23 protein-coding genes are annotated in these 21,405 nt (G+C 63.1%); 14 read left to right on the forward strand and 9 right to left on the reverse strand.

What is annotated here, in order from left to right; translation table 11 throughout:
- Window positions 1–819, forward strand: coding sequence for a hypothetical protein (locus D3227_RS23405; protein WP_147377660.1), 819 nt, complete (start codon window positions 1–3; stop codon window positions 817–819).
- Window positions 820–1,394: 575 nt separating this feature from the next.
- On the opposite strand, the gene D3227_RS23410 is transcribed toward D3227_RS23405, so the two are convergent.
- The 3 genes from D3227_RS23410 to D3227_RS23420 are packed head-to-tail and all read right to left on the reverse strand — an operon-like array spanning window position 1,395 to window position 4,368.
- Window positions 1,395–2,369, reverse strand: a complete 975-nt coding sequence (locus D3227_RS23410; protein ID WP_120016659.1) for an NAD-dependent epimerase/dehydratase family protein — start codon at window positions 2,367–2,369, stop codon at window positions 1,395–1,397.
- 26 nt (window positions 2,370–2,395) lie between these two features.
- The gene (locus D3227_RS23415) at window positions 2,396–3,445 is read right to left on the reverse strand and encodes a glycosyltransferase family 2 protein (RefSeq protein WP_120016660.1); all 1,050 of its coding nucleotides are present in this window, start codon (window positions 3,443–3,445) and stop codon (window positions 2,396–2,398) included.
- Window positions 3,442–4,368 (reverse strand): lysylphosphatidylglycerol synthase domain-containing protein, encoded by a 927-nt coding sequence (locus tag D3227_RS23420; protein ID WP_120016661.1) that lies wholly within the window; start codon window positions 4,366–4,368, stop codon window positions 3,442–3,444. The genes D3227_RS23415 and D3227_RS23420 overlap by 4 nt, the downstream gene beginning before the upstream one ends.
- A gap of 560 nt (window positions 4,369–4,928) precedes the next feature.
- Between D3227_RS23420 and D3227_RS23425 the strand changes: the two genes are divergently transcribed.
- On the forward strand, window positions 4,929–5,384 hold the full coding sequence (locus tag D3227_RS23425) for a DUF995 domain-containing protein (protein ID WP_245451842.1): 456 nt from the start codon (window positions 4,929–4,931) through the stop codon (window positions 5,382–5,384).
- Window positions 5,385–5,593: 209 nt separating this feature from the next.
- Here D3227_RS23425 and galE read toward each other — a convergent pair whose 3' ends face one another.
- The 3 genes from galE to D3227_RS23440 form a co-directional block, all read right to left on the reverse strand.
- Entirely contained in the window at window positions 5,594–6,580 is a 987-nt protein-coding gene (galE, locus tag D3227_RS23430) for a UDP-glucose 4-epimerase GalE (RefSeq protein ID WP_120016662.1), read from the reverse strand.
- Entirely contained in the window at window positions 6,577–7,617 is a 1,041-nt protein-coding gene (locus D3227_RS23435; protein ID WP_120016663.1) for a UDP-glucuronic acid decarboxylase family protein, read from the reverse strand. The genes galE and D3227_RS23435 overlap by 4 nt, the downstream gene beginning before the upstream one ends.
- 1,168 nt (window positions 7,618–8,785) lie before the next feature.
- Window positions 8,786–9,265 carry a carboxymuconolactone decarboxylase family protein gene (locus tag D3227_RS23440; protein WP_120016664.1) on the reverse strand — a complete coding sequence of 160 codons (480 nt, stop codon included), beginning with the start codon at window positions 9,263–9,265 and terminating at the stop codon, window positions 8,786–8,788.
- Window positions 9,266–9,401: 136 nt separating this feature from the next.
- On the opposite strand from D3227_RS23440, the gene D3227_RS23445 reads away from it, so the two are divergent.
- From D3227_RS23445 to D3227_RS23475, 7 genes are all read left to right on the forward strand, one after another.
- The gene (locus D3227_RS23445; RefSeq protein ID WP_245451843.1) at window positions 9,402–10,010 is read left to right on the forward strand and encodes a TetR/AcrR family transcriptional regulator; all 609 of its coding nucleotides are present in this window, start codon (window positions 9,402–9,404) and stop codon (window positions 10,008–10,010) included.
- Window positions 10,011–10,018: 8 nt separating this feature from the next.
- A complete protein-coding gene (locus D3227_RS23450) occupies window positions 10,019–10,636 on the forward strand; it encodes a hypothetical protein (protein WP_120016666.1) in 618 nt (205 codons plus the stop codon).
- On the forward strand, window positions 10,633–11,496 hold the full coding sequence (locus tag D3227_RS23455; RefSeq protein WP_120016667.1) for a 23S rRNA (adenine(2030)-N(6))-methyltransferase RlmJ: 864 nt from the start codon (window positions 10,633–10,635) through the stop codon (window positions 11,494–11,496). Before D3227_RS23450 ends, D3227_RS23455 begins: the two co-directional genes overlap by 4 nt.
- A gap of 133 nt (window positions 11,497–11,629) precedes the next feature.
- Window positions 11,630–12,082 (forward strand): hypothetical protein, encoded by a 453-nt coding sequence (locus D3227_RS23460; RefSeq protein WP_120016668.1) that lies wholly within the window; start codon window positions 11,630–11,632, stop codon window positions 12,080–12,082.
- 180 nt (window positions 12,083–12,262) lie between these two features.
- Entirely contained in the window at window positions 12,263–12,877 is a 615-nt protein-coding gene (locus D3227_RS23465) for a LysE family translocator (protein ID WP_120016669.1), read from the forward strand.
- A 201-nt stretch (window positions 12,878–13,078) separates the two neighbouring features.
- On the forward strand, window positions 13,079–13,654 hold the full coding sequence (locus D3227_RS23470) for a TetR/AcrR family transcriptional regulator (protein WP_120016670.1): 576 nt from the start codon (window positions 13,079–13,081) through the stop codon (window positions 13,652–13,654).
- On the forward strand, window positions 13,651–14,487 hold the full coding sequence (locus D3227_RS23475) for a DMT family transporter (RefSeq protein WP_120016671.1): 837 nt from the start codon (window positions 13,651–13,653) through the stop codon (window positions 14,485–14,487). Before D3227_RS23470 ends, D3227_RS23475 begins: the two co-directional genes overlap by 4 nt.
- A gap of 13 nt (window positions 14,488–14,500) precedes the next feature.
- On the opposite strand, the gene D3227_RS23480 is transcribed toward D3227_RS23475, so the two are convergent.
- Complete coding sequence (locus D3227_RS23480; protein ID WP_120016672.1) at window positions 14,501–15,100, reverse strand: TetR/AcrR family transcriptional regulator; 600 nt, start codon at window positions 15,098–15,100, stop codon at window positions 14,501–14,503.
- 97 nt (window positions 15,101–15,197) lie between these two features.
- Here D3227_RS23480 and D3227_RS23485 point away from each other — a divergent pair, with 97 nt between their 5' ends.
- Window positions 15,198–15,728 carry a DinB family protein gene (locus D3227_RS23485; RefSeq protein ID WP_120016673.1) on the forward strand — a complete coding sequence of 177 codons (531 nt, stop codon included), beginning with the start codon at window positions 15,198–15,200 and terminating at the stop codon, window positions 15,726–15,728.
- Between the two features lie 436 nt (window positions 15,729–16,164).
- Here the strand turns inward: D3227_RS23485 and D3227_RS42255 are convergent, their stop codons facing one another.
- Window positions 16,165–16,599 (reverse strand): hypothetical protein, encoded by a 435-nt coding sequence (locus tag D3227_RS42255; protein WP_208646419.1) that lies wholly within the window; start codon window positions 16,597–16,599, stop codon window positions 16,165–16,167.
- Between the two features lie 364 nt (window positions 16,600–16,963).
- Complete coding sequence (locus D3227_RS23495; RefSeq protein WP_120016674.1) at window positions 16,964–18,220, reverse strand: peptidase S41; 1,257 nt, start codon at window positions 18,218–18,220, stop codon at window positions 16,964–16,966.
- Window positions 18,221–18,413: 193 nt separating this feature from the next.
- Between D3227_RS23495 and D3227_RS23500 the strand changes: the two genes are divergently transcribed.
- From D3227_RS23500 to D3227_RS23515, 4 genes are all read left to right on the forward strand, one after another.
- The gene (locus D3227_RS23500; RefSeq protein WP_120016753.1) at window positions 18,414–19,010 is read left to right on the forward strand and encodes a glutathione S-transferase; all 597 of its coding nucleotides are present in this window, start codon (window positions 18,414–18,416) and stop codon (window positions 19,008–19,010) included.
- A 79-nt stretch (window positions 19,011–19,089) separates the two neighbouring features.
- Window positions 19,090–19,473: a TfoX/Sxy family protein gene (locus D3227_RS23505; protein WP_245451844.1), complete on the forward strand. Its 384-nt coding sequence runs from the start codon at window positions 19,090–19,092 to the stop codon at window positions 19,471–19,473.
- Between the two features lie 73 nt (window positions 19,474–19,546).
- On the forward strand, window positions 19,547–19,969 hold the full coding sequence (locus D3227_RS23510; protein ID WP_120016754.1) for a GFA family protein: 423 nt from the start codon (window positions 19,547–19,549) through the stop codon (window positions 19,967–19,969).
- A gap of 123 nt (window positions 19,970–20,092) precedes the next feature.
- Window positions 20,093–21,364, forward strand: a complete 1,272-nt coding sequence (locus D3227_RS23515) for an ROK family protein (RefSeq protein WP_120016676.1) — start codon at window positions 20,093–20,095, stop codon at window positions 21,362–21,364.
- Window positions 21,365–21,405: the final 41 nt, after the last annotated feature.

Consider the following 21,405-nt stretch of genomic DNA (forward strand, 5'->3'; position numbering starts at 1 on the left):
ATGCGGCAGTCCGGAATTGCATGGGCCGGGCATTTGTATATTTTCCGACCCATGTCCCCTGTTTCAGGTTTGAAGCGAATGCAGTCTTGCCAAAAGTTCGTCCTTCTCGCTTCGCCCAGAACCGGATCTCAAGCACTCAATAGCCATCTCAATCAGTATGACGGGATGGTGATGCACGGCGAAGTCTTCAATCCGAGCTTCGTCGGACTGCGCCATGACTACCACGAGAAAATGAACCTGCAGCGTGAAGACGTTGCCGCGCGGGATGTCGAGCCCGAACGGTTCATTTCGCAGATCTTCGACGATCCCTCGGCTCGCTTTGTCGGATTTCACATATTTCCCGACCAGACACGTGCGGCCGTTCTTCCCGTGCTCGAAGATGAAAGCGTCAAGAAGCTCTGGCTTGTGAGGAACCCGGTCGCGTCCTTTGTTTCATTGCTTGAGGCCGAGGCTTCCGGAGTCTGGATTCTTCATGCCTCGGAACCGTTGCCCGCTGGCGACTACCGGCAAAAAGTGCATTTCGACATCGACCGGTTCAATGCGTACCTCTACGAGCTGAACCTGTTTCGGACCAAGATAAGATCCGTGCTGTTCGAAACCGGGCAGCCGTATTTCCCGATCCACTATAGTGACATCGCCGATCCTCTGGTTGGCAACGCCATCATAGCCTATCTCGGCGGCGACCAGCGCCTGGACCATTTCGAGATCGATATCGTAAAGCCGCCACCGCGCCCGTTTGTCGAGCGCATCGAGAATTACTGGGAATTCACCGCCTATTTCAGAGCCATTTCCTCGGAAGCTCTGTACGCGTTCGGGTGAGGTCTCGGGGCGACATCCTCTGGCGAGGGCACGATCGTTGCGAATGTCGTGCGGTGTCGGAAATTCGCCGGCTTCCAATTCTTGCAGAGGCTCGAACCTGCCGACAGCCGCCGAACGGGCAGTTGGTGCCAAACAGTAGGCTGCACATCGACAAGGAAGCGACTGGTCGCACCGACGGCAGCGAGACCAGCATGTTCAACAATGGCTCGTTATGGATCAACGGCCCTTCGTCGAGGGATGCGTGTAGAACTGGGCACGCCTGAAACGCGTCGATCGGACTGCGTTTTGAGGCGCGCAGCAAAACCAATCGATCGCATTTTAATAATATCCGGCGCAGCCGCGAAGGGCGGTGCTCACCACGCCGCTTGCCCGAATATTAATAAGCGTCGTCTAATATTCTCGCGGAAGGAAAGGGCTGTTCACACGGCGTAAAAGGCGATCAGGGTGAATCTGTCGCCGCTCGCCATGGATCTGCAGCCCGAGCGGCTTTGGCAGCGGTCGAGCTGCCGTTCTCGATACTGATCTCAGCCGGGGGGCGCGAGCCGGGGGCAAGAGGTTGGCGCAGGCTCTGCCCGCTACCTCTTGCCCTCCGGCCGCCATTCCTGGCAATACCAGTCGACGAAATTCCGCAAACCTTCCTCGATAGGCACCTTCGGCTTGAAGCCGAAATCCCGCTCCAGCGCGCTGGTGTCGGCATAGGTCTTCTCGACCTCGCCGGCCTGCATGGGCTCGTTATGGCGTATCGCCTTGACCCCCAGCAGGCTTTCCAGCGTGTCGATGAAATGGCCGAGATGGACCGGCTGGCTGTTGCCGATATTGTAAAGGGCGTGCCCGCCGGTTGGTGGCTTGTCGAGGATGGCGACGACGCCGTCGACGATGTCGTCGACATAGGTGAAGTCGCGCCACATCTCGCCATGGTTGAAGACCCGGATCGGCTTGCCCGCAAGCATCGCCTCGGTGAAGATCCAGCTCGCCATGTCGGGCCGGCCCCACGGGCCGTAGACGGTGAAGAAGCGCAGGCCGGTCTGCGGCAGGCCGAACAGATGCGAATAGGTCGAGCTCATCAGCTCGTCGGCCTTCTTGGTCGCGGCGTAGATCGACACCGGGTCGTCGACGCGGTCGCTCTCCGAAAACGGCACCTTGGTGTTGCCGCCATAGACCGAGCTCGACGAGGCGTAGACGAGGTGCTCGATGTCGGGCGCAGCCCGGCAGAGTTCGAGAATTTCCAGATGGCCGGCAATGTTGGCGTGGATATAGGCGCGCGGATTTTCCAGCGAATAGCGCACGCCCGCCTGGGCTGCCAGATGCACGATCTTGCGGACCGGCCGCTTGCCAAGCACCGCGGCCAGGACGCCTGATTCGGCGATATCCAGCTCGTGGAACGAAAATCCCGTCCTGCCGGCAAGCCGGGCGAGCCGCGCCACTTTCAGTGCCGGATCGTAATAGGCGTTCATGTTGTCGACGCCGACGACCTCGTCGCCGCGGTCCAGAAGCCGCTGGCAGACATGACTGCCGATGAAGCCCGCGGCACCGGTCACAACTATGGACATAGAACCCCCAGAGCTTTGCGATCAGGTCACCGGCTGGGGCGATACCAGCCGTCGCCTTCATTTTCACCGGGCGCCGATTGCGGACGCGCGACGTAGGCCGATGACCCGTTCGCCTCGTGATAGACGCGCGCCAGCATTTCCGCCAGCACGCCCGACGTCACCATCTGCACCCCGGCGATGAGCAGGAAGAAGCCTGTGAACAGCATCGGGCGCGTTCCGATGTCCTGGCCGAAAAACAGCTTCAGGCCGAACAGATAGGTAAGGATCAGCGAGCCCAGCGCGCCCAGCACGATGCCGATGCCGCCGAAGAAATGCCCGGGCCGCGTGCGATAGCGCATGAAGAAATACATGAAGACCAGATCGAGCACGACCCTGAAGGTGCGCGAAATGCCGTACTTGGACTGGCCGTGGATCCGCGCATGGTGCGTCACCACTTCCTGTGCGATGCGCCGTGGCGTCGTCACCGTGGCGAGCCAGGCCGGGATGAAGCGGTGCATCTCGCCATAGAGCCTGACGCTGCGGATGACGTTGCCGCGATAGACCTTGAGGCTGCAGCCATAGTCCTTGAGGCGCACGCCGGTGACGCGCGCGATCAGCGAGTTGGCGATGCGCGAAGGCAGCCTGCGCATCAAAAGCCCTTCCTGGCGATCCTTGCGCCAGCCGACCACCAGGTCGAGATCCTCGGTCAGCAACCGGTAGACCATGCGCGGGATGTCGAAGGGGTCGTTCTGCAGGTCGCCGTCGATCGTGGCGATGACATCGCCGCGCGCCGCGTCCATGCCGGCCTGCATCGCCGCCGTCTGCTTGTAGTTGCGCACCAGCTCGACCGCGTGCACATGCGGGCCGTAATGCGCCGCCAGGCGCCTGATCTCGCTCACCGTCGCGTCGGTGCTGCCGTCGTCCACCAGCACAACCTCCCACGGCCGGCCGTAATGTTCCATCGCCTGGTGAATCCGGGCCAGCAGCGGTTCGACGTTTTCGGCCTCGTTGTACATGGGAACGACGATCGACAGCGTGTGGTCCGGCATGACCGCGCCCTCGGGCAGTCCCGAAGCAGGGATGGGCAATACGTTCATGGCGATGACTTCCTTGCAGAGCCGACGGCCGGGTTTCCCGGCACGGTCGATTTCGAGGGAAACAGCCAGGCGATCGCGCCCGTCGCGATGGCCGAGCAGAAGATGAACAGGTGCAGTGCCAGCGCCGCCTGCAGGCCACTCTTGATGGCAATGCCGGAATAGAGCAGCGCAGCCGCCGCTCCCGCCTCATAGGTGCCGAAGCCGGCGACGCCTTGCACTGGAAGAATGGCTGCGGCCTCGGCGCCGACGGCCCCGGGAAAGGCGGTCTGGAAAGACGTGCCCAGCAGCATGGCCAGCAGCCAACCCTGCACGGCAAGCTTCAGCGCCCAGTTGGCGACCGTCCACCACCAGCCGTAGCGCGACCGTCCAGTCGCCTCGGTGAAAATGTCGCGCAGCATGCCGAGCTTCGCAACGATCCTGCCGCGTGCCGCCCAGTCATGCGGCGCGCGCGCCCATCGCGGCAGATACCAGGCGGCCGCGATCAGCGCCGCGATCCCCGCCGCCCTCAGCGCGGGATTGAGGCCCGGCCACACCAGGCAGGCGAGCACGCCAACGACGAAGGCGTCCTGCAGCCTGAACCACAGCAGCGAGGCGCTGGCGCGCATGAGCGGTATGCCGAAGACCTGCCGCAACAGAAGTGGAAAGGCGGTCTCGCCGCCGCGGAAGGGCACCACGTTGATCATGGCATTGTGGATCAGAATGACGCGCAGGCAGGCGCCGAAACGGCCGTTCACCTCGTCGCGGAACTCGTCGCAGACGCGCAGCGCCCGCAGCACATAGGTGACGAACAGCGCCAGCGCGACAGCCGCGAATGCGCCGGGTGTGATACTGGCGAAGGCATCGCCGACCATCTTCCAGCGCGAGTCGCTGGCGAGCCAGGCCAGCAGCGCCAGCGTCACGACAATCGAGACTATTCTTTTCAACCAATTCTCCGCCGCTTGCGCGGGCCTATAGTGCTCGGCGGCGCCGGACCCATTGTTTTGCTGCACCCGTACCCCGCACTGCTCGTTTGTTGAGTGCGCGGGCAGATCCGCGGAAGCAACCATGAGCCCCGACGTTTTCGGCCGCGTTGAAGTGTGGCGGTCTTATAGATCACCAGACTACGCGAATCCACCAACTTGGTCGTCGACGGATATGGGTCATGCCGACGGGGCGTCGACAGTATCGGCATGCACCGCAAATCCTTGATTTTGCAGTCTGTCACGAGAGTTCGCCACGTTCGCGACCGGCCTTCCCCGGAAAGGTTGACATCATTCTTCGCGCGGCGATTGATAGTGTGCAGGTAGTAACGGCAGTGCCTTGCATCCCCGGGCCCTTCCAGGAAATATTCGGCCAACCCCGCACCATTGAGAAGCGAATACCGAAATGCGATCGCTCGCCATGACAACCAAAAGGGGATCTGGGGCGCAACCCCATCGCCGTGCCGCATCCCTTGCGCCCCTCCTGGCCATCTGCTGTCAGCTTGCGCTTCTCGGAACCGCGAATGCGGCCGCCAAAGGACAAGGTGCCTACGGAGGCAGATGCCTCGGCCACTGTTCCGTCCGCCTATGAGCTGCAAGTTCTTTGCCAGGACCGCACCTGGATCTGGAAGAACGGAGCGGCCTACTTCGCCAAGGACAACAGGCGTCTTCAGGCCTGGACGTTCGGACAGGACTCGGCGTCGGTCGCGGAAGGCAGGTGGTTGGTCACAAAGGACGGCAAGATGTGCATGGAAGCTGCCTTGGCGGTCCAAGGGCACGCCGGCAAGCTTGGGCGCTCATGTTTTAGCAACCGTATCAACGGCGGCAACATCGAGCAGCGCAAGGATCGGGATGGGCCGTGGTACAGTTTCAAGCGGTCGCCGGAAGAACCCGATGACGAGTACAGGAAATTCGAGCAAGGCGACACCAGGGGCGCGCAGTTCGAAGAGACCCGCAAACTGGTCGAATCCAAGAGTTAGCCCCCGGCTGGAACAAGGCATTGGATCAAGCTTGATAAAGGCTCGCTGAGACTAAAGCCCTCACTCCAGCTCAGCGAGCCCACGCCCCGACAAGCTACATACAGGGACGACAACCAGCCTTGCGGGCTGGCATTTCTGACCGGCGCATTTCATGTGCCATGCGGCCCATAGGGCCGTGGCAAGCACCGGGAAAAACCATTGCAGTGACATCATCGGACTGCCTCCAGCCCGAAGAAGGGCGCGGCCGTCCTGACGATCGTGTCGATGTCGGAAAGCTCCGGCACGAAGCCAAGATGTTCGCGTGCGTTGACCGGGTCGGCGTAGAGCTCGGCCGGGTCGCCCGGGCGCCTGGTCCTGTAGACGGCCGGGACCGATTTCGAGGTCATGCGGCTGACCGCCTGCAGGATCTCCTTGATCGACACGCCCCGGCCGGTGCCGAGATTGATCGACAGGTTTTCGCCGCCGGCCTCGAGATGCATTAGCGCCTTGAGATGCGCGCGGGCGAGATCGCTGACATGGATGTAGTCGCGCACGCAGGTGCCGTCCGACGTGTCGTAGTCGGTGCCGAAAACCTCGATCTCGTCGATCATCCCGGATGCGGCCATCAGCACCCGGGGAACGAGGTGGGTCTCGGGCGTGTGCCACTCGCCGAGTTCGCCGTCGGGATCGGCGCCGCAGGCGTTGAAATAGCGCAGGATTGCGTATTTCATCCCGTAGGCCGCCGCGTAATCGCCGATGATCTGCTCGCCCATCAGCTTGGTCCGGCCGTAGGGGCTGATCGGATTTTGCGACGATGTCTCGCGCACCGGCAATGCTTCGGGCACGCCGTAGGTTGCACAACTGCTCGAGAAGATGACGTTCTGGATGAAGCCCGCGCGCGCCGCGTCGAGCACGGCGATGGTGCCGGCCACATTGGTCGAATAATATTCGGCCGGCTCGCGGACGGACTCGCCGACATAGGCGAGCGCCGCGAAGTGGATGATCGCCTTTGGCCGGTAGGTCGCGATCGCCAGCCGAAGCGCCTCGCCGTCGCGGATATCGCCGACGACGAGCGGCCCCCAGGCAACGGATTTCTCATTGCCACGGCTGAGATCGTCGTAGACCACGGGCAGGTAGCCGGCGGCCGATAGCAGCTTGCAGGTGTGGCTGCCGATGAAGCCGGCCCCACCGGTCACCAATATGGGGCGGCGTGTCATGACATTGCGGCCTCTTTGACAGGCCGGCTGCCGTAGAGCAGGGCGTCGAAATACTCCACCGTGTGCGCCAGGCCCTGGCTCAGGCTGATCTTCGGCTCCCAGCCGAGGTTCTGCCTGGCGAACGAAATGTCGGGCTTGCGTTGCCTGGGATCGTCGACCGGCAGCGGCCGGTGCACGATCCTCGAGCGGGAATTCGTGTAGTCGATGACCAGCCTGGCCAGCTCCATCACGGTGAATTCGACCGGATTGCCGAGATTGACCGGATGCGCTGGCGCATTGGGGGCATTCATCAGCCGGATGAAGCCTTCGATCAGGTCGTCCGCATAGCAGAACGAGCGCGTCTGCAGGCCGCTGCCGTAGACGGTCAGGTCCTCGCCCCGCAATGCCTGGACGATGAAATTCGACACCACGCGGCCGTCATCGGGCTGCATGCGGCGGCCATAGGTGTTGAAGATGCGGGCGACGCGCACATCGATGCCATAGGTTCGCGAATAGTCGAAGAACAAGGTTTCGGCTGAGCGCTTGCCTTCGTCGTAGCAGGATCGCGGGCCGTGCGTGTTGACGTTGCCGAAATAGCCCTCGGGCTGCGGATGCACCAGCGGGTCGCCATAGACCTCGGAGGTGGAAGCCTGGAATATCTTGGCGTTGTGCCGCCGGGCAAGTTCCAGGAGGTTCAGCGAGCCGAGCACGCTCGTCTTGAACGTGTGGATCGGGTCTGCCTGGTAGTGCGGCGGCGAAGCCGGGCAGGCGAGGTTGTAGATTTCGTCGACCGGGAGGTCGCGCGGCAATGGATCGATGATGTCATGCTCGATGCACAGGAAGCCCGGATCGCGCTGCAGGACGTTGAGATTGTATCGCTTGCCGGTGTGGAAATTGTCCACCGCGATGACTTCGTAGCCATCGCGCAGCAGCCGCTCGCACAGATGCGAGCCTAGAAATCCTGCGCCTCCGGCGACCAGAGCGCGGCCGCGATTGAAACTACCGCCCCGCCGACCGGTTCCCACACCGGGCTTCAGAACCTTGATCACTTTACTCATGGCATCCCCCTTACGCGCTGCAAAACGCTACCCCGAGGCCGGGACAAAGCTTCGCCCGGCCACGTCCCAAAGAACGTGGCGAAAACCTCCGCTCGCGCGGAATCGCCATCAATGATGTGCGTAAATAGTCTGAGTTTACGGAGATCGTGCCGTACGGCTTATTGGCTGCCGCTCAGCATTCAATACCCCTGAATCGCGACCACGCGCCTGGTTGCCACCATCGCGGATTGCTCGCCCAAATTGCACACCCAACGCTTACAAAAATATACCTGTGGACAACATAGTCAACTAAATTAGAGATTCGTTAACCGTATTCATTGGCGAGTGGTTAATCATGGGCGAGGTCGAGCGTCTCTCCCTCGGTGCAAGCATCGCATTGGCAGGGACCTGGAAGGCGGAAGTGGTTGGTGCTCATTTGCCAGGCCTGCAAAGCAGCGCCTGGAAATTCGCCAGGGGAAGTCAAGGTTTGGCAACTCCCGCGCATGGAAAAGTTTCCAGACACGCCCCCGGCGGCCCGCGATCTGCTTGGGTAATGATAAAATTTTAAATATTCTCGGCCGGGGTCTGGTTCTGGACCCGCAGGAAGCAGTGCGATTGCTGCCCGAAACCGCTCGGGCTGCAAATATGCGCGGCGGCTCCGAGGTAGCGGTTCATGCGCACTTTGGTGATCGGGCGGGCCACAGGTCTGGTTTGAATTTCGGGATATGGTTTCATGCTGACCAGAGCTGCGCTTCAGGTTTGAGATGAGTTGAAAGAAAACAATCCGCCTGACGTAAAGTATTGGCACCCAGGTATCGCCAGAAGGCTCCCCAGGGACGAGCGCTCTGTACAAAAATCCATTCACGCTATTGAAATTTGACCTGCATTGGCGGCCTCTGTGCTGCCAATGAACTTCGCGCATCAAAAATCCCCTCATTCAATCACATGCGGGGCCATACCCCGATTCATTGGGCAGGCGCTGACACATTCCATTATGCCGAGGTCGGTTATTCTAGCGATAGCCGTTTGATCGAAATGCAACGTTTACGCGACTGTTTGCACGACCCGGCCGTCACAAAAAACAGGCATGGCCCGTCGTTGGTGGGCCATGCCTGACGTCTCCTGGTGACAGCGATCTTTGCCGCTGGCGGGACTTATTCCCCCGCCCATTTCGTTTTGCCGGCGTGACCTATTCCCCGCCCATTTCCTTTTTGAATGTGTCGAAATCGACCTGCATGCCGTTGAAGACCGTGCTCCAGTGGCGGGTCAGCGCGGCAACCGCCACGGCCTCCTGGATTTCCTCGTCAGTGGCGCCGGCGCGCTTGGCGTCCTGCGTGTCCGACCAGATGCAGTAGCTGCACGGGATCTGCGCCGCCACGGCGAGTGAGATCAGCGACTTGACCTTCGGCGGCAGCGCCGTCTTGTCGCTGAGCTGGAGGGCCTTGACCTCCGCCCACGCGCCGGGCAGACCGGCCTTCGGGAACTGCTTCACGAAGCTTGGCACGCCGCCCATGGTCGACTGGATGTCCTTGATGGCAGCGTCATAGTCGTCGGCCTGGGCAGGTGCGGCGGCCAGCGCCAGGGTGAGTGCGCAGGCGGCAGCAAGCACGGTTGCGGACGCATTGCGAAGGCAGGAATGCGCGGATGAAAGCTTGAGGTAGGCGGACATGCTTTTCTCCTCTGGTGTTTGTTAGCCTTACGATGTAAGGTAATGTGGAAAATGAACCTTACAGTGTAAGTTGTCAAGCGGCGCCATGGACTCATCGATCAAAAAAAAGCGACCACGCGGGCGGCTGTCCCGCGAGATGATCGAAGATGCGGCTTTCGAGGTGATCGAGAGGGAGGGCCTTGCCGGCTTTTCGATGCGCAAGCTGGCGGCAGAGCTCGGCTGCGAGGCTATGAGCATCTATCACCACTTTCCATCGCAGGCGCATCTGCACGAAGCGCTGGTCGACCGGCTGGTCGGTTCGCTCGAAATGCCCGACGCCGGTCTGCCGTGGCGGCAAAGGATGCGCATCGCCATGCACGACTTCCGCCGCATCGGCAGCGAGCATCCGGCCTTTGCGCCGTTCCTCGTCACCTACCGCATGAATTCGCCGACTTGCCTTGCCTGGCTGAGTGGCATCCTCGGCCTGTTCGAGGCCGGAGGCTTCGGTCCCGAACTGAGCGCGCGGCTGTTCCGCACCGTTGGCTATTATCTGATGGGTGCGATCCTCGACGAGACATCGGGCTATGCCAAGGGCCCGTCGGCGGTCACCGCCGTCAGCGACGAGCAGCTTGCGCTGGATTTCCCGAATGTTGCCGCCGCCGGGCGCTATTTCGGCGCCGCCGAATTCGACCGGACATTCGATCTCGGCCTCGATATGCTGCTCGACGAGATGGAGCGCGCCCTTGGCGGCGCCAATTCGAGGTAGCCGGGCGCATGCGCTTTCTGTTTGCTCTGATCCTGCTCGCCGGAGCCGCCATCGGCGTCGCCTATCCCTGGGCGATGAGCAACTTCTCCGGCCATGAGATCGGCACCTGGCGGGTCTATGAGAAGGGCCGGTTCAGGCCGGTGACGGTACCACTAGCCGTCAGCGACGCGCCGGTCAGGGTGCTGGTGGACCTGACCGCAAGGGCCGAGCGCATCGTCTCTCAGCAGCGCACCGTGCTGACGCTGACCGCCGCAACCGGAGGCCACACGGCGCTCGCCTCGACGCTTCAGTTCAACCATGCCGACAATCCGCGCCAGCCCAGCCCGCAATCGCCCGACAAGATCTTTCGCGACGAGGCGGGCGTGATCGAGACGGTCAGCCCCGGCGCCTATCTGTTCACCGTCGGCCTTGGCGATGCCGAGAACATTCCGATGCGCGCGGTCGACCTCGTGCTGCGCGCCGGCACCGGCGAGATCGACAGCCGCGCGCGGCCGGTCGGCTTCTCGCTGATGGCGGCCGGGCTGATCGGGCTTGTGCTGGCGATGGTCTTTGGTCGCGGCGGCGGGCGGCCGGAAAACCCGAATTCGCAGCCGCCACCGCCGCGCTGGGGCAGGGGCTCGAAGTGAACTACCGCCACGCCTATCACGCCGGTAACTTCGCCGATGTCGTCAAGCATGTCGTGCTGACGCGGCTGCTCGAATATCTCAAGCAGAAGGACAAGGCCTTCCGCGTCATCGACACCCATGCCGGCATTGGCCGCTACGATCTGTCGTCGGCCGAAGCCCAGAAGACCGGCGAATGGCAGGGCGGCATCGGTCGGCTGGTCGGCGTTAAGCTGGACGCCAAGGCGGCCGCACTTCTGGCGCCCTATCTGGAGGCGGTTCGCGCGCTCAACCCCGGCGGCCCAGATGGCGGGATAAAAAAATATCCGGGCTCGCCGCTGGTCGCCAGGCACCTGTTGCGCAAGCAGGACCGGCTGACGGCGATCGAACTGCATCCCGACGATGCGAACCGGCTCAAGATGGTCTTCGCCGGCGATTTTCAGGCGAGGGTGATCGAACTCGACGGCTGGCTGGCGCTCGGCGCGCAATTGCCGCCGAAGGAAAAGCGCGGCCTGGTGCTGATCGACCCGCCGTTCGAAGAGGCGGGTGAGTTCGACCGCCTCGTCGACGGGCTGGTCAAGGCCCACAAGCGCTGGCCGGGCGGCATCTATGCGCTGTGGTACCCGATCAAGGACCGCAAGGCGGTCATCGCCTTCAGGAAGGCGCTCAAGCAGACAGGCATCCCGAAGCTGCTCGACATAGAATTCGAGATCAGGCCGGCCTCGGCCGAACCCAGCCTCGACGGCAGCGGCATGGTGGTGGTCAATCCGCCTTTCACGCTGGAAGGTGAATTGCGCCTGCTGCTGCCGGCCCTGCACAGATTGCTCGTGGTCGGGCGACCGGCGGGCTGGTCGCTGCGGTGGCTGGCGGGGGAGGCGGGGTAACAGCGGCTTCCACCTTGCGAAGCCCACCTCTGGCGGATGGCGAGTTCGAAGCTGGAAACCATCATCATCGCAACCGCTTGACCGCTGACCGGCGAATCCGCACAGTGCGCACAATCGACCTTGAGAGGCTGTCATGACTCGCTTCGCCAAATCCGCCCTTGCCGCACTGATTTCGCTTTGCACGCCGCTCGCCACGTCGCTTGGCTTCACCCAGGCGGTGCATGCCGCCGATCTTTCCGTCTATTCCGACGAGGACAGTGGTGTGTGTGGCGAGGCCTGGGTGCTGAACAAGATCACCAGCCGCTTTTCCTATCAAGTGCGCCACGTGCCGCATCTGCCGGATGTGGCCATCACCGATTTCCGCCGCATCCACCAGCACCGCTATCTGCCGGCCAGCGAACAATGGCCAATCGGCCGCCGCTATTGCGGCGCCACGGTCGCCCTGTCGGACGGCCGCGACCGCACCATCTGGTACCTGATCGAGGAGGGGCAAGGTTTCGCCTCGATTGGCGACAATGTCGAATTCTGCGTCGCGGGCTTCGACCGCTGGATGGTCTACAACGGCCGCTGCCGCGTCCTGCGCTGAACGCAGCTTTCCGATCTAGGGCATTTTCGTTGCCTTGCGGCCAGATCGGCCGCAGCGCTTCGGTCTTGCATGTTGCCGGCAGCCGCCCTGTCGCGAAGATCCTGACTTTTCCTTCTATCGCCGGCAGGCAAATCAGCTAGTCTGAACGCCCGAGAGCAACAATCACTTTCCGGAGTTTTCATGGACCTTGCGACCTTGCTTGCCTTTGCGGCCGCCTTCTTCGTGTTCGCCGCCAGCCCAGGTCCCGACAATATGACGATCGTCGCCCGAACGATCTCCGGCGGCGCTGCTTCGGGCATCGCCTATGGCGCCGGAACGGTGGTCGGCATCGTCATCTTTCTGGTGCTCGCCGCCTTGGGCCTGTCGGTCATCGCCGCCAAGATGGCGATCGTCATGACAGCGCTTCGCTATGGTGGAGCGGTCTACCTGATCTGGATGGGCGTCAGGCTGTGGACTGCGGTCCCCGTGGTGCCGGAACTGCAGCCCGTTTCGGGCGGGCGCGGGTTGCTGACGATCTTCAGCACGGGCATTGCCCTCAACCTAGGCAATCCCAAGATGCCGCTGTTCTACGTCGCACTGCTGCCGAATGTCGTTGGCGCGTCGCTCACCCCCCGACACGTCGGCGTGCTGATGGCGGTGATCCTGGTCGTCGAGGCAGTGGTGATCGGCGGCCACGTCATCCTCGCCGCCCACGCCCGCAACCTATTGCGCACGCCCAGGATTGTGCGCCGCGTGAACCGCGCGGCGGGCGGCGTGATGATCGGCGCCGGCGTCGCCGTGGTCGCCACGCGCTGAGGCACGGGCCTTCTCTCCTGCGCGAGCTCTCACGCCTCCTGATCGAGGATGGCGCGCGCAGGAGCCTGCACTATTGTCCGTGAACGGAAGAAGCTGGCCGGCAGCGCCAACCTCAATCGTAGAAGCCGGCCCGCGGTTGACAGAAAGCATTATCATCATCTAAAAAGAGACAGACCTGTCTCATCACCAACGGCAAAAACCATGACGCCTTCACCCGCTTCCGGCAAACGCCAGCATGTCGTCGACACGGCCTATGCGCTGTTCAGGCAGGGCGGCTTCCATGCCACCGGCATCGACCGGATCATCGCCGAGGCCGACATCGCCAAGATGACGATGTATCGCCACTTTCCCAGCAAGGATGAACTGATCGTCGAGGTGCTAGACTATCGCGCCGGGCGTTTCGACCGTCAGCTCGACCGGCTCGAGCAAGAGGGCATCACAGCCGAGCAGAAAATCTCAAAAATCTTCGACTGGCACGAGCGCTGGTTTCGCGGCGATGATTTCCACGGCTGCCTGTTCGCGCATGCGCTGGCCGAATTCGGCGATCCCGGGCATCCGGTGTTCAAGGCCGTCGCCAGGCAGAAGAACCGCCTGAGATCGCGCATGCAGGCGATCCTCGAGGATGTGATGCCGCCCGACTGTGCTGAAGGCGCTGCCGCCGCGTTGCTGATGCTGATCGAGGGCGCCACGCTGATGGCGCAGATGGGGCAGCCGGCCATAGGCAATGCCCGCAAGGCTGCGGCCGCCATCATCGGCGCTGCGAGCGTGCCGCATTGAGCGCGACCGTCGTCGGACTGGCGGTGTTCGCAGCCATCCTGCATGCCAGCTGGAACGCCTTCCTGCGCACCGGTGCCGACCGGCTGTGGACGGTTACCGTCATGAGCTTTTCCAGCACGCTGGTCGCCATCCCCTTTGCGCTCTTCCACGCCCTTCCGGCGGCGGCTGCCTGGCCCTATGTCGTGCTCTCGGCCTGCCTCCAGGTCGGCTACAGCGTGTTCCTGGTCGCCGCCTACAGATATGGCGAACTTGGTCAGGTCTATCCGATCGTCCGCGGCAGCGTGCCGCTGCTCGTTGCGCTCGGCGGCTTCTTTCTTGCCGGCCAGCAGCTGACCATGCCGGAGATCGTCGGCGTGGCGCTTGTCGCCGGCGGCATCATGGGCCTTTCGCTGGGCAGGGGGAGGGCGTCGACGACATCGATCCTCTATGCGCTGGCGGCCGGAGCGATCATCGCCGCCTACGCGACAGTCGACGCAATCGGCGTCCGTGCGGCGCAAGACAGCAGCGCTTACACGGCATGGGTGCTGGTGCTCTACGGCGCCTTGCTGCCGGCGACCTTCATCGCCATGCGCGGCAGGCTCGCCGTCGACCTCAGCGCGCCGGAAACCTGGAAGGCGCTGGGCGGCGGCCTGTTCGCGCTGATGGCCTATGGCGTCGTCGTTGCCGCCTTCGCGCTCGGACCAGCCGGCCCGATCACCGCGATCCGCGAAACCAGCGTCGTCTTTGCAGCCTTCATCGGACGACTGTTCCTTGGCGAGCTGCTCACACCAAGGCGCGTTGGCGCCTGCGCCATCGTCGCCCTCGGAGCCATATGCCTCGGCTACCGGCCGTGACGCTCCCGCTGTCTCACCGCGGTGCGGTTCTGTGCTGCCCGGACAGGTAGGCGCAGATCAGATCGACGAGCTGCTTCTGCAGTTCCGGCGCCTCCAGCATGCCGCGTCGCGCCGCATTGTGGATCACGCCCTCGACCGCGGAGGAAAGCACGCGCGCGACGGTCTCTGTGTCTTTCGTGCGTCTGCGATACTGCGCCACGGCAGCCGCGTAGTGTTCGAGATAGCGCGACTGGAAAGCGGCATGCGCAGCCCTTGAGCCGCGATCGCCTGGCGCTTCGTCGAGCAGCACCTGGTGCAGCGTCGGATGGATGCTGTGCGCCGCGATCATGCCGCGCGTGAGTTCGCGCGCGAATTGCCGGAGCGGTCTCTCGTCAGCTGCCGCATCGCTGATAACCGCGAGCACCTGATCGAAGTGCCGGCGACGGATCGCTTCGACCAGCGAGAGCTTGTCGGGGAAATACTGGTAGAGCGAGCCGATGCTGGCGCCGGCCGCCTCGGCCACCTTGTTGGTGGTGAAGCCGGCCCATCCTAAATCGCTCAGAACGCGAGCACCCGCCTCGATGATCGCCTCGACGGTTGCCTTGGAACGCGCCTGGCGCGGCTCCTTGCGCATGCGCGAGCGCGGCTTTGCAATGCGAGTAGACATGCCGGCTCCCTCTCCGCAAGAATATAAACAACGTACTCACATTTATGAAAAAGGGATACCGATCATGAGCGCCCTGGTTTTGCTGCGCAGCCTCTTCGCCTACCAGGCCTGGGCCAATGACGAGTTGCTGGAGAAGCTCGCGAGCCTCGACTCACATGCACACGGCAAGGAGCGCCTCATCGCGATCCGTCTCCTCAATCACAGCCACGTCGTGTCAAAAATATTCTCGGCGCATCTCACCGGCGCTCGTCACGGCTACAGCGCCGACAGCACCGAGGACACGCCCGCGCTCGACGCACTACGCACCGATGTCGCGACAATGGATTGCTGGTATCTGGACTATCTGGAATCCGTCTCGCCGGACCATCTGTCCGAGCCCGTGTCGTTCGTCTTCACCGATGGCGACAAGGGATCGATGTCGCGCCAGGAGATGCTGACCCATGTCATCATCCATGGCGGCTACCATCGCGGCGAGGTCGGGCGATTGCTCTCGCAGATTTCCGTCGCGCCGCCATGGGACACTTTCGCCGTTCATCTCCATCAGACCGAGCCTTCGCGCCGGCAGCAGGCGTTGCGTGAGCCGCTAAGCGCCTGATCGTAATAAGGTTTCCGGTTTGACGATGTCGGCTGTAATGCTTTCTTTCGCGAGCATCGTGATCTCCAGAAAACGTGAGCATAAAGCTCACTTTTAATTTCGTGCCGCAAGATGATGGGACGCCGCGGCTGTCGTGTTGCTTTCGTCTTTTCCTCTGTTCGTCGCACGGGACAAGACAAAGCGAGCGATCCGGAAACTCTGCATGATCTTCGCAACGCGCAGTCGATGTCTGCGGTCGAAGCTGCTCGAAAAACCCTGAGCTCGTCGACAAGATCGGCCAAGATAGAGCGCGAAGAATTTCCCTCGCAGAACTTCGTTGCGGGATCAAAGATGCGTGACGAATTTCGTCGACGATCAGCACGTTCGCATTGCGCTCGTAACCGAAATTTAATCTGCTAAAATCAATGTAATGCTTCGCTGGCTAGACACGCGCGAGTCAGATAAGCATGACGCGCCGGGTCACTAACGGCCATCGGCAACAACGCAAGGGGCATCGCATGGCTAAGCAGTCATCCAAAGCGCCGGCATCCAAGGCACCGGCAAAGAAAGCACCAGTAAAAGCAGCAGCGGCGAAGGCCGCGACTGCAGTGAAGAAAGCAGCACCCGCTGCCAAGCCGAAGGCGGCAGCGCCCAAGGCAAAAGCAGCACCGGCAAAGAAGCCGGCTGCAAAGGCTGCGGCGAAACCCGCAGTGAAGAAGGCAGCACCGGCCAAGGCCAAGGCTGCACCGGCGAAGAAGGCAGCACCTGCCAAGAAGCCGGCTGCAAAGGCTGCGGCGAAACCTGCGGCGAAGAAAGCAGCGCCAGCCAAGGCTCCGGTCAAGGCAGCCGCGGCGAAGTCTTCGGCACCGGTGAAGAAGGCCGCGCCGGCCAAGAAGGCGCCTGCGAAGGCCGCGAAGAAGTAATCGCGTTTCTTCGCGCGCCGGGGACAGTACCGGGACATGAGGGCGGGTGCCTTGGATGCGCCGCGCTCTCCGCACCGGTGTTGAGGCGCACGAAAAGAGGGGCGGACGTAGATATCTTTCGCAGCTCCCAGGACTTCGCCACACGGCGAAGTCCGGTGGGTTTTTTTGTTGCCGTGAAAGACGCGCAAAAGGCCCGGCTACCTCGCCATGGCGAGAGCCTTTTCAAGCACCGGATCGCGGCCGGCGGCATAGTCGGCAAACGCGACGTCTATCTTGACGTCGGGTTGCAGCGAGATGTTGCGCGGCCCGAATACAGAAGTTGCCCAGTAGCATTTACTGGCATCGCTGCAGCCCTGTTCGTAATCCTCGAACCTGGTGCTGCAAGTGACGATGATGCGCGAGTTCGGCAATGTCTTGAATTGCGGCTCCGCCCAGAAGTGGCCGTTGTCGCCCATCGGTTCGCCGACGAATGTCACTCTGTCCTGGCCGGTGCTCTTGAGCATCGCCGCCGTCGCCAGTGCTGCTGAAAATGTCGCGCGGCTGATCAGCACGAAGCATGCGCCCGTTGCCTGGCATCAGCTTGGGAAGCGCCTGCGCAAACAGGATCGTGTCGAAGAAGTTGCCGCCATTGTTGAACCGCAAATCGACGATGACGCATTGCGGCCGCTTCGGCACGACGAGCTTTTCCAGGACGCCAAACAGAAATTTCTGGTCGAGCGGATCCTGGTTCTGGCTGCGCAAGTAGTTGCTGCGGATATACAGCACCTTGCTGTCATCGCCGGTCCAGGCGGTCGAGACATCCGTGGCCTTGGCATAGGTCAGCGGGCGTTGGTTGACGCTGTCCAGAACATGCAGCCAGCGGCCAGGCATTGCCTTGCCGTCGGGGATGAGGACAGTCCAGCCGCCGTTGAAAGCCGGGTCGTGCGGATCGCCCGGATCCGGCTCGCTTGCCGGGCCGAGCCTGACGACGCTGGTGCCGCCGCTACGCAGGCGCAGTGTCAGTGGAATTACGCTCGCGTCCGGGGCGGCGCCGATGCGACGCAGGACTATCGGACTGGTGAGATAGTCCGCACTCAGATAGCGCACGCGCTGCTCGGTTCCGGAAATGAATGGCGCGACCCGCGCCAGTGCTTCTTGCGGCGCCAGCGAACCGAGCTTTTCGATGCGGGCGCCGAGCAACTCCGGCACCTGCGGCTGCACGCTGATGATGTAGAGGCCGTCGGCGAACCACCATGTCCTGACGGGCAGATTACCCAACAGGCGGTTCACCATCGCAACCGTATGACCGTTGCGCGGGATGGCCACGGCGCGCATGACGTCCAGCGCGAAATCCGCTGTGGAGGATGTGGCGGCGTTGGTCGTTGCGTCGGCGATCGCCTCGTCACAGGCCTTGCGTTGCTGCTCGCTGAAACTCTGGTCCAGCGGCGCCCATTGCGCCCTCAGATAGGCAAGGTCCTCACGCATCTGCGCCGGCGTTAGTTGGATCGGCGCCGCCGGCTCGGTTGTTTCCGCTCGTGCCCATCGCGGGATCGCCGCACAGGCCAAGGCTGTCGAGGCCGCATGCAACAGATGTCGGCGATTGAGGCTCATGGGCAAGCGCTCCGGCAAGCGCCGCCGACGCTAGGCTAAGCCCAAAACCTTCACCACTAACACTTCCGTGTAGACGCTCAGGCGCTCTCGCTCGCCGAAGCCGACCTCTGGCGGCTGGTTTTTTCCTTTCTGGCTGTTGCGTGGGCGAGGGCGCCCGGTCAACAGTGCCGGTCCGCAAAACAGGGAACCGATCATGCCGAAGCTGCTCTACGCGTCCACGTCCCCCTATAGCTCCAAGGTGCGCATGGCGGCACTTTATGCCGGCATCGGCGTCGATCTCGTGCCTGTAAAGACCGAGGACAAGCCGGCCGAGCTGATGTCAGCCAATCCGCTCGGCAAGATCCCGGTGCTGGTGCTCGACGACGGCCGCTCGATCCATGACAGCCGCGCCATCACCCAGCATCTCAACCGGGCGTCGAAGAGCGCGCTGTTTCCGCGCAACCCCGACAAGCGGCTCGAGGCCGAGGTGCTGGAGGCCATGGCCGACGGCATCTGCGATTGCGCGCTGTCGATGGTCTATGAGCGGCGCACGCGGCCGGAGGAGATGGTCTATCAGCCCTGGCTCGACCGCCAGTGGGCAAAGATCACCGCAGCCCTCGACCTGCTCAACGCCAACCCGCCGAAACTGCCGAAGAAGATCACCGCCGGCCAGATGGCCCTGCGCGCCTGCCTCGGCTATCTCGCGCTGCGCTTCGCCGGCAAATGGGAAAAGGGCCGTGGCCGACTGACCCGCTGGGCGGCGCGTTTTGACGAGAAGTTCCCGGAGCTGAAGGGCGCGGTGCCGGGGTAGCTTGGCCGCCGCGCTCCACTTCCATATTGACCGTTTTCGTGCTTGCCTGTCGCTTGCAAATCGCACACGGGCGGTGAGCATGCCGAGATCAGTCACCACGACCAGCAGCACAGCGGATCCCATGCTCGAGCGTCTGCGCGCCGCCCTTGGCCAGCGCGCCTTCACCGAGCAGAAGATGTTCGGCGGCACCTGCTTTCTCGTCAACGGAAACATGCTCGTCGGAACCTCGAAGCGCGGGTTGCTGGTCCGCGTCGGCAAGGCCGCGCATGAAGCGGCGGTAGCGCGTCCGCATGCACGCCCCATGGAAATGGGCGGGCGTTCGATGGAAGGCTACGTCCATGTCGCGCCGGAGGGCACGGCGACAAAAGCCGATCTTGGCGGCTGGCTCGATCTCGCGCTGGCATTCGTCGGCACGCTTCCACCAAAATCAAAACCCGCCAAGGTCGCAAAGAAGCGCGCCTGAACAGATGGCGCAGCGCATTCTGGGCTCCGCCAGGTCAATGTTGCCGAGGGGCACACGGCGAGGAGAGGGTGCGATGGTCCATCTTACGGGAAACTGCATGTGCGGGGCAGTCGCCTGGACCTACTCCGGAGCCTTGACGCGCAATCTGGTCTGTCACTGCATCGATTGTCAGCGCGCAACGTCCTCCCCCGTCACGGCCTTCCTGGGCATGAAGCCGGAGCATCTGAACTGGACCGGCGAAATTGTGCATTACGAGAGCACCCCAGGAACATTTCGGGGATTTTGCTCGTCCTGCGGCACAAGGCTCTATTTCCGCTCCCGGAAATGGCCTTTGGAAATTCACGTCCACGCCGCCACTATGACCGACCCGGGCGAATACCAACCAGACGCGCAGGTCTTCATGCGCTCGCGGGTGAAATGGCTCGACCGGTTGCAGTCGCTTTCCGCTCATCAGGGTTTTCAGCAAGCTCCGTCGGATTCTGCCGATACGCCCTGAGGTCGGAGCGAACACGCGCCTGCCTGAACGGACAAGTTTGTTGCCCGCTCGTACAAAGTTCTCGAAACCGGCAAGCTCTTGGGCTAGAAAGGTTTTTAAGAATGGCGGCGTGAACCCTTTGTAATGAACATAACCGACGACGACAGCCCGAATGGCGCACGCAACGGCATGTTCACGCCGCCCGGCGATGGCGCCGGCGTCGAACGGGCAGGGCGGCCGCGCAAGGCGCTGCTGTCGTCCTCGATGGTCGGCTCGACCAATCGCGGCCGCGTGCTGCAGACCCTGTTCGATCTCGGTCCGACCAGCCGCGCCGAGCTGGCGCGGCTTGCCGGCGTCAACCGCACCACCATCTCCGGCATCGTGCAGCCGCTGATCGACGACCAGGTGCTGGTCGAAAGCGATCCGATCCCCGCCAATCCGGGCGGCGGCAAGCCGGCGCGGCCGCTGTGGTTCTCGCCCAAGGCGCGTCCGATCTGCGGCGTGCTGTTGATGCCGGACGCGGTGCATGCCTGCGTGTCGACGCTGGATGGCAAGATCGAGGCGGAGCGCAAGATGGCGCTGCCCGATGGCCGGGGGCCGGTCCATCCGATCATCGAGACCATTGCCGAATGCGTCGGCGACACGCTGGCCAAAGCGCGGCGCACGCCCTTCGGCATCGGCGTCGGCGTCGGCGGCATGGTCGACACCGATCGCGGCTCGATCGTCACCGTCAACCTCGCGCCTGCGCTCGACCGCTATCCGCTGGCCGACGAGCTCGGCCGCCGCTTCGGCCTGCCGGTCAAGCTCGACCACCATCCGCGCGCCCTGCTGCTCGGCGACCGCTGGTTCGGCGCCGGGCGCGGCGTCAGGCAATTCGCCGTCGTCTACACCGGCGAGGTGCTGGGCGGCGCGCTCTATTTCGACGGCCATCTCTATCGCGGCACGGCAGGGGCAGGAGGCGAACTTGGCCACACCTTCGTGCAGCTCGACGGCGAACTCTGCCGCTGCGGCCGGCGCGGCTGCTGGGACACGATCGCGACGCTGAGCTGGCTGCGGCGCGAAGCAGCCGGTGCGGGCTTGCCCGAACCCGAGCTGATCGACTCCGGCCGTCTCGCCGACATGGCCGCGCGCCAGGTGCCGGGTGCCGAGAAACTGCTCGACCGCTATGCCCGCAACGTCGCCGTCGGAATCGCCAATCTGCAGCAGACGGTGGCGCCCAACATCTTCATCCTGCATGGCGATGTCGTGCTTGGCGGCGACCGCCTGCTCGAAGCCGTCGCCGCCCACGTCCGCGCCATGGTGCCGGCGCGGCCGGGCGGCCAGATCGAATTCATCGCCGGCGACGCGGGCGATGGCGCGGCATTGCTGGGTGCAGCGGGGCTGGTGATTTCGGAATTGCTGCAGCTGCCGATCTGACTTTGGTGATGGGCGAAGGCAGACTCAGGCGTAATCTCCCC

Source organism: Mesorhizobium waimense, assembly GCF_003601975.1.
Lineage (GTDB): Bacteria > Pseudomonadota > Alphaproteobacteria > Rhizobiales > Rhizobiaceae > Mesorhizobium > Mesorhizobium waimense.

Bases quoted from the DNA above. Each gene is read 5' to 3' on its own strand.
- D3227_RS23440 (WP_120016664.1), bottom strand. From the start codon at position 9,265: ATGTCCGCCTACCTCAAGCTTTCATCCGCGCATTCCTGCCTTCGCAAT.
- D3227_RS23480 (WP_120016672.1), bottom strand. From the start codon at position 15,100: ATGCGCAAGGAGCCGCGCCAGGCGCGTTCCAAGGCAACCGTCGAGGCG.
- D3227_RS23465 (WP_120016669.1), top strand. From the start codon at position 12,263: ATGGACCTTGCGACCTTGCTTGCCTTTGCGGCCGCCTTCTTCGTGTTC.
- D3227_RS23415 (WP_120016660.1), bottom strand. From the start codon at position 3,445: ATGAACGTATTGCCCATCCCTGCTTCGGGACTGCCCGAGGGCGCGGTC.
- D3227_RS23515 (WP_120016676.1), top strand. From the start codon at position 20,093: ATGAACATAACCGACGACGACAGCCCGAATGGCGCACGCAACGGCATG.
- D3227_RS23460 (WP_120016668.1), top strand. From the start codon at position 11,630: ATGACTCGCTTCGCCAAATCCGCCCTTGCCGCACTGATTTCGCTTTGC.
- D3227_RS23450 (WP_120016666.1), top strand. From the start codon at position 10,019: ATGCGCTTTCTGTTTGCTCTGATCCTGCTCGCCGGAGCCGCCATCGGC.
- galE (WP_120016662.1), bottom strand. From the start codon at position 6,580: ATGACACGCCGCCCCATATTGGTGACCGGTGGGGCCGGCTTCATCGGC.
- D3227_RS23495 (WP_120016674.1), bottom strand. From the start codon at position 18,220: ATGAGCCTCAATCGCCGACATCTGTTGCATGCGGCCTCGACAGCCTTG.
- D3227_RS23425 (WP_245451842.1), top strand. From the start codon at position 4,929: ATGCGGCCGCCAAAGGACAAGGTGCCTACGGAGGCAGATGCCTCGGCC.
- D3227_RS23470 (WP_120016670.1), top strand. From the start codon at position 13,079: ATGACGCCTTCACCCGCTTCCGGCAAACGCCAGCATGTCGTCGACACG.
- D3227_RS23500 (WP_120016753.1), top strand. From the start codon at position 18,414: ATGCCGAAGCTGCTCTACGCGTCCACGTCCCCCTATAGCTCCAAGGTG.
- D3227_RS23445 (WP_245451843.1), top strand. From the start codon at position 9,402: ATGATCGAAGATGCGGCTTTCGAGGTGATCGAGAGGGAGGGCCTTGCC.
- D3227_RS23485 (WP_120016673.1), top strand. From the start codon at position 15,198: ATGAGCGCCCTGGTTTTGCTGCGCAGCCTCTTCGCCTACCAGGCCTGG.
- D3227_RS23435 (WP_120016663.1), bottom strand. From the start codon at position 7,617: ATGAGTAAAGTGATCAAGGTTCTGAAGCCCGGTGTGGGAACCGGTCGG.
- D3227_RS23405 (WP_147377660.1), top strand. From the start codon at position 1: ATGCGGCAGTCCGGAATTGCATGGGCCGGGCATTTGTATATTTTCCGA.
- D3227_RS23510 (WP_120016754.1), top strand. From the start codon at position 19,547: ATGGTCCATCTTACGGGAAACTGCATGTGCGGGGCAGTCGCCTGGACC.
- D3227_RS23410 (WP_120016659.1), bottom strand. From the start codon at position 2,369: ATGTCCATAGTTGTGACCGGTGCCGCGGGCTTCATCGGCAGTCATGTC.
- D3227_RS23505 (WP_245451844.1), top strand. From the start codon at position 19,090: ATGCCGAGATCAGTCACCACGACCAGCAGCACAGCGGATCCCATGCTC.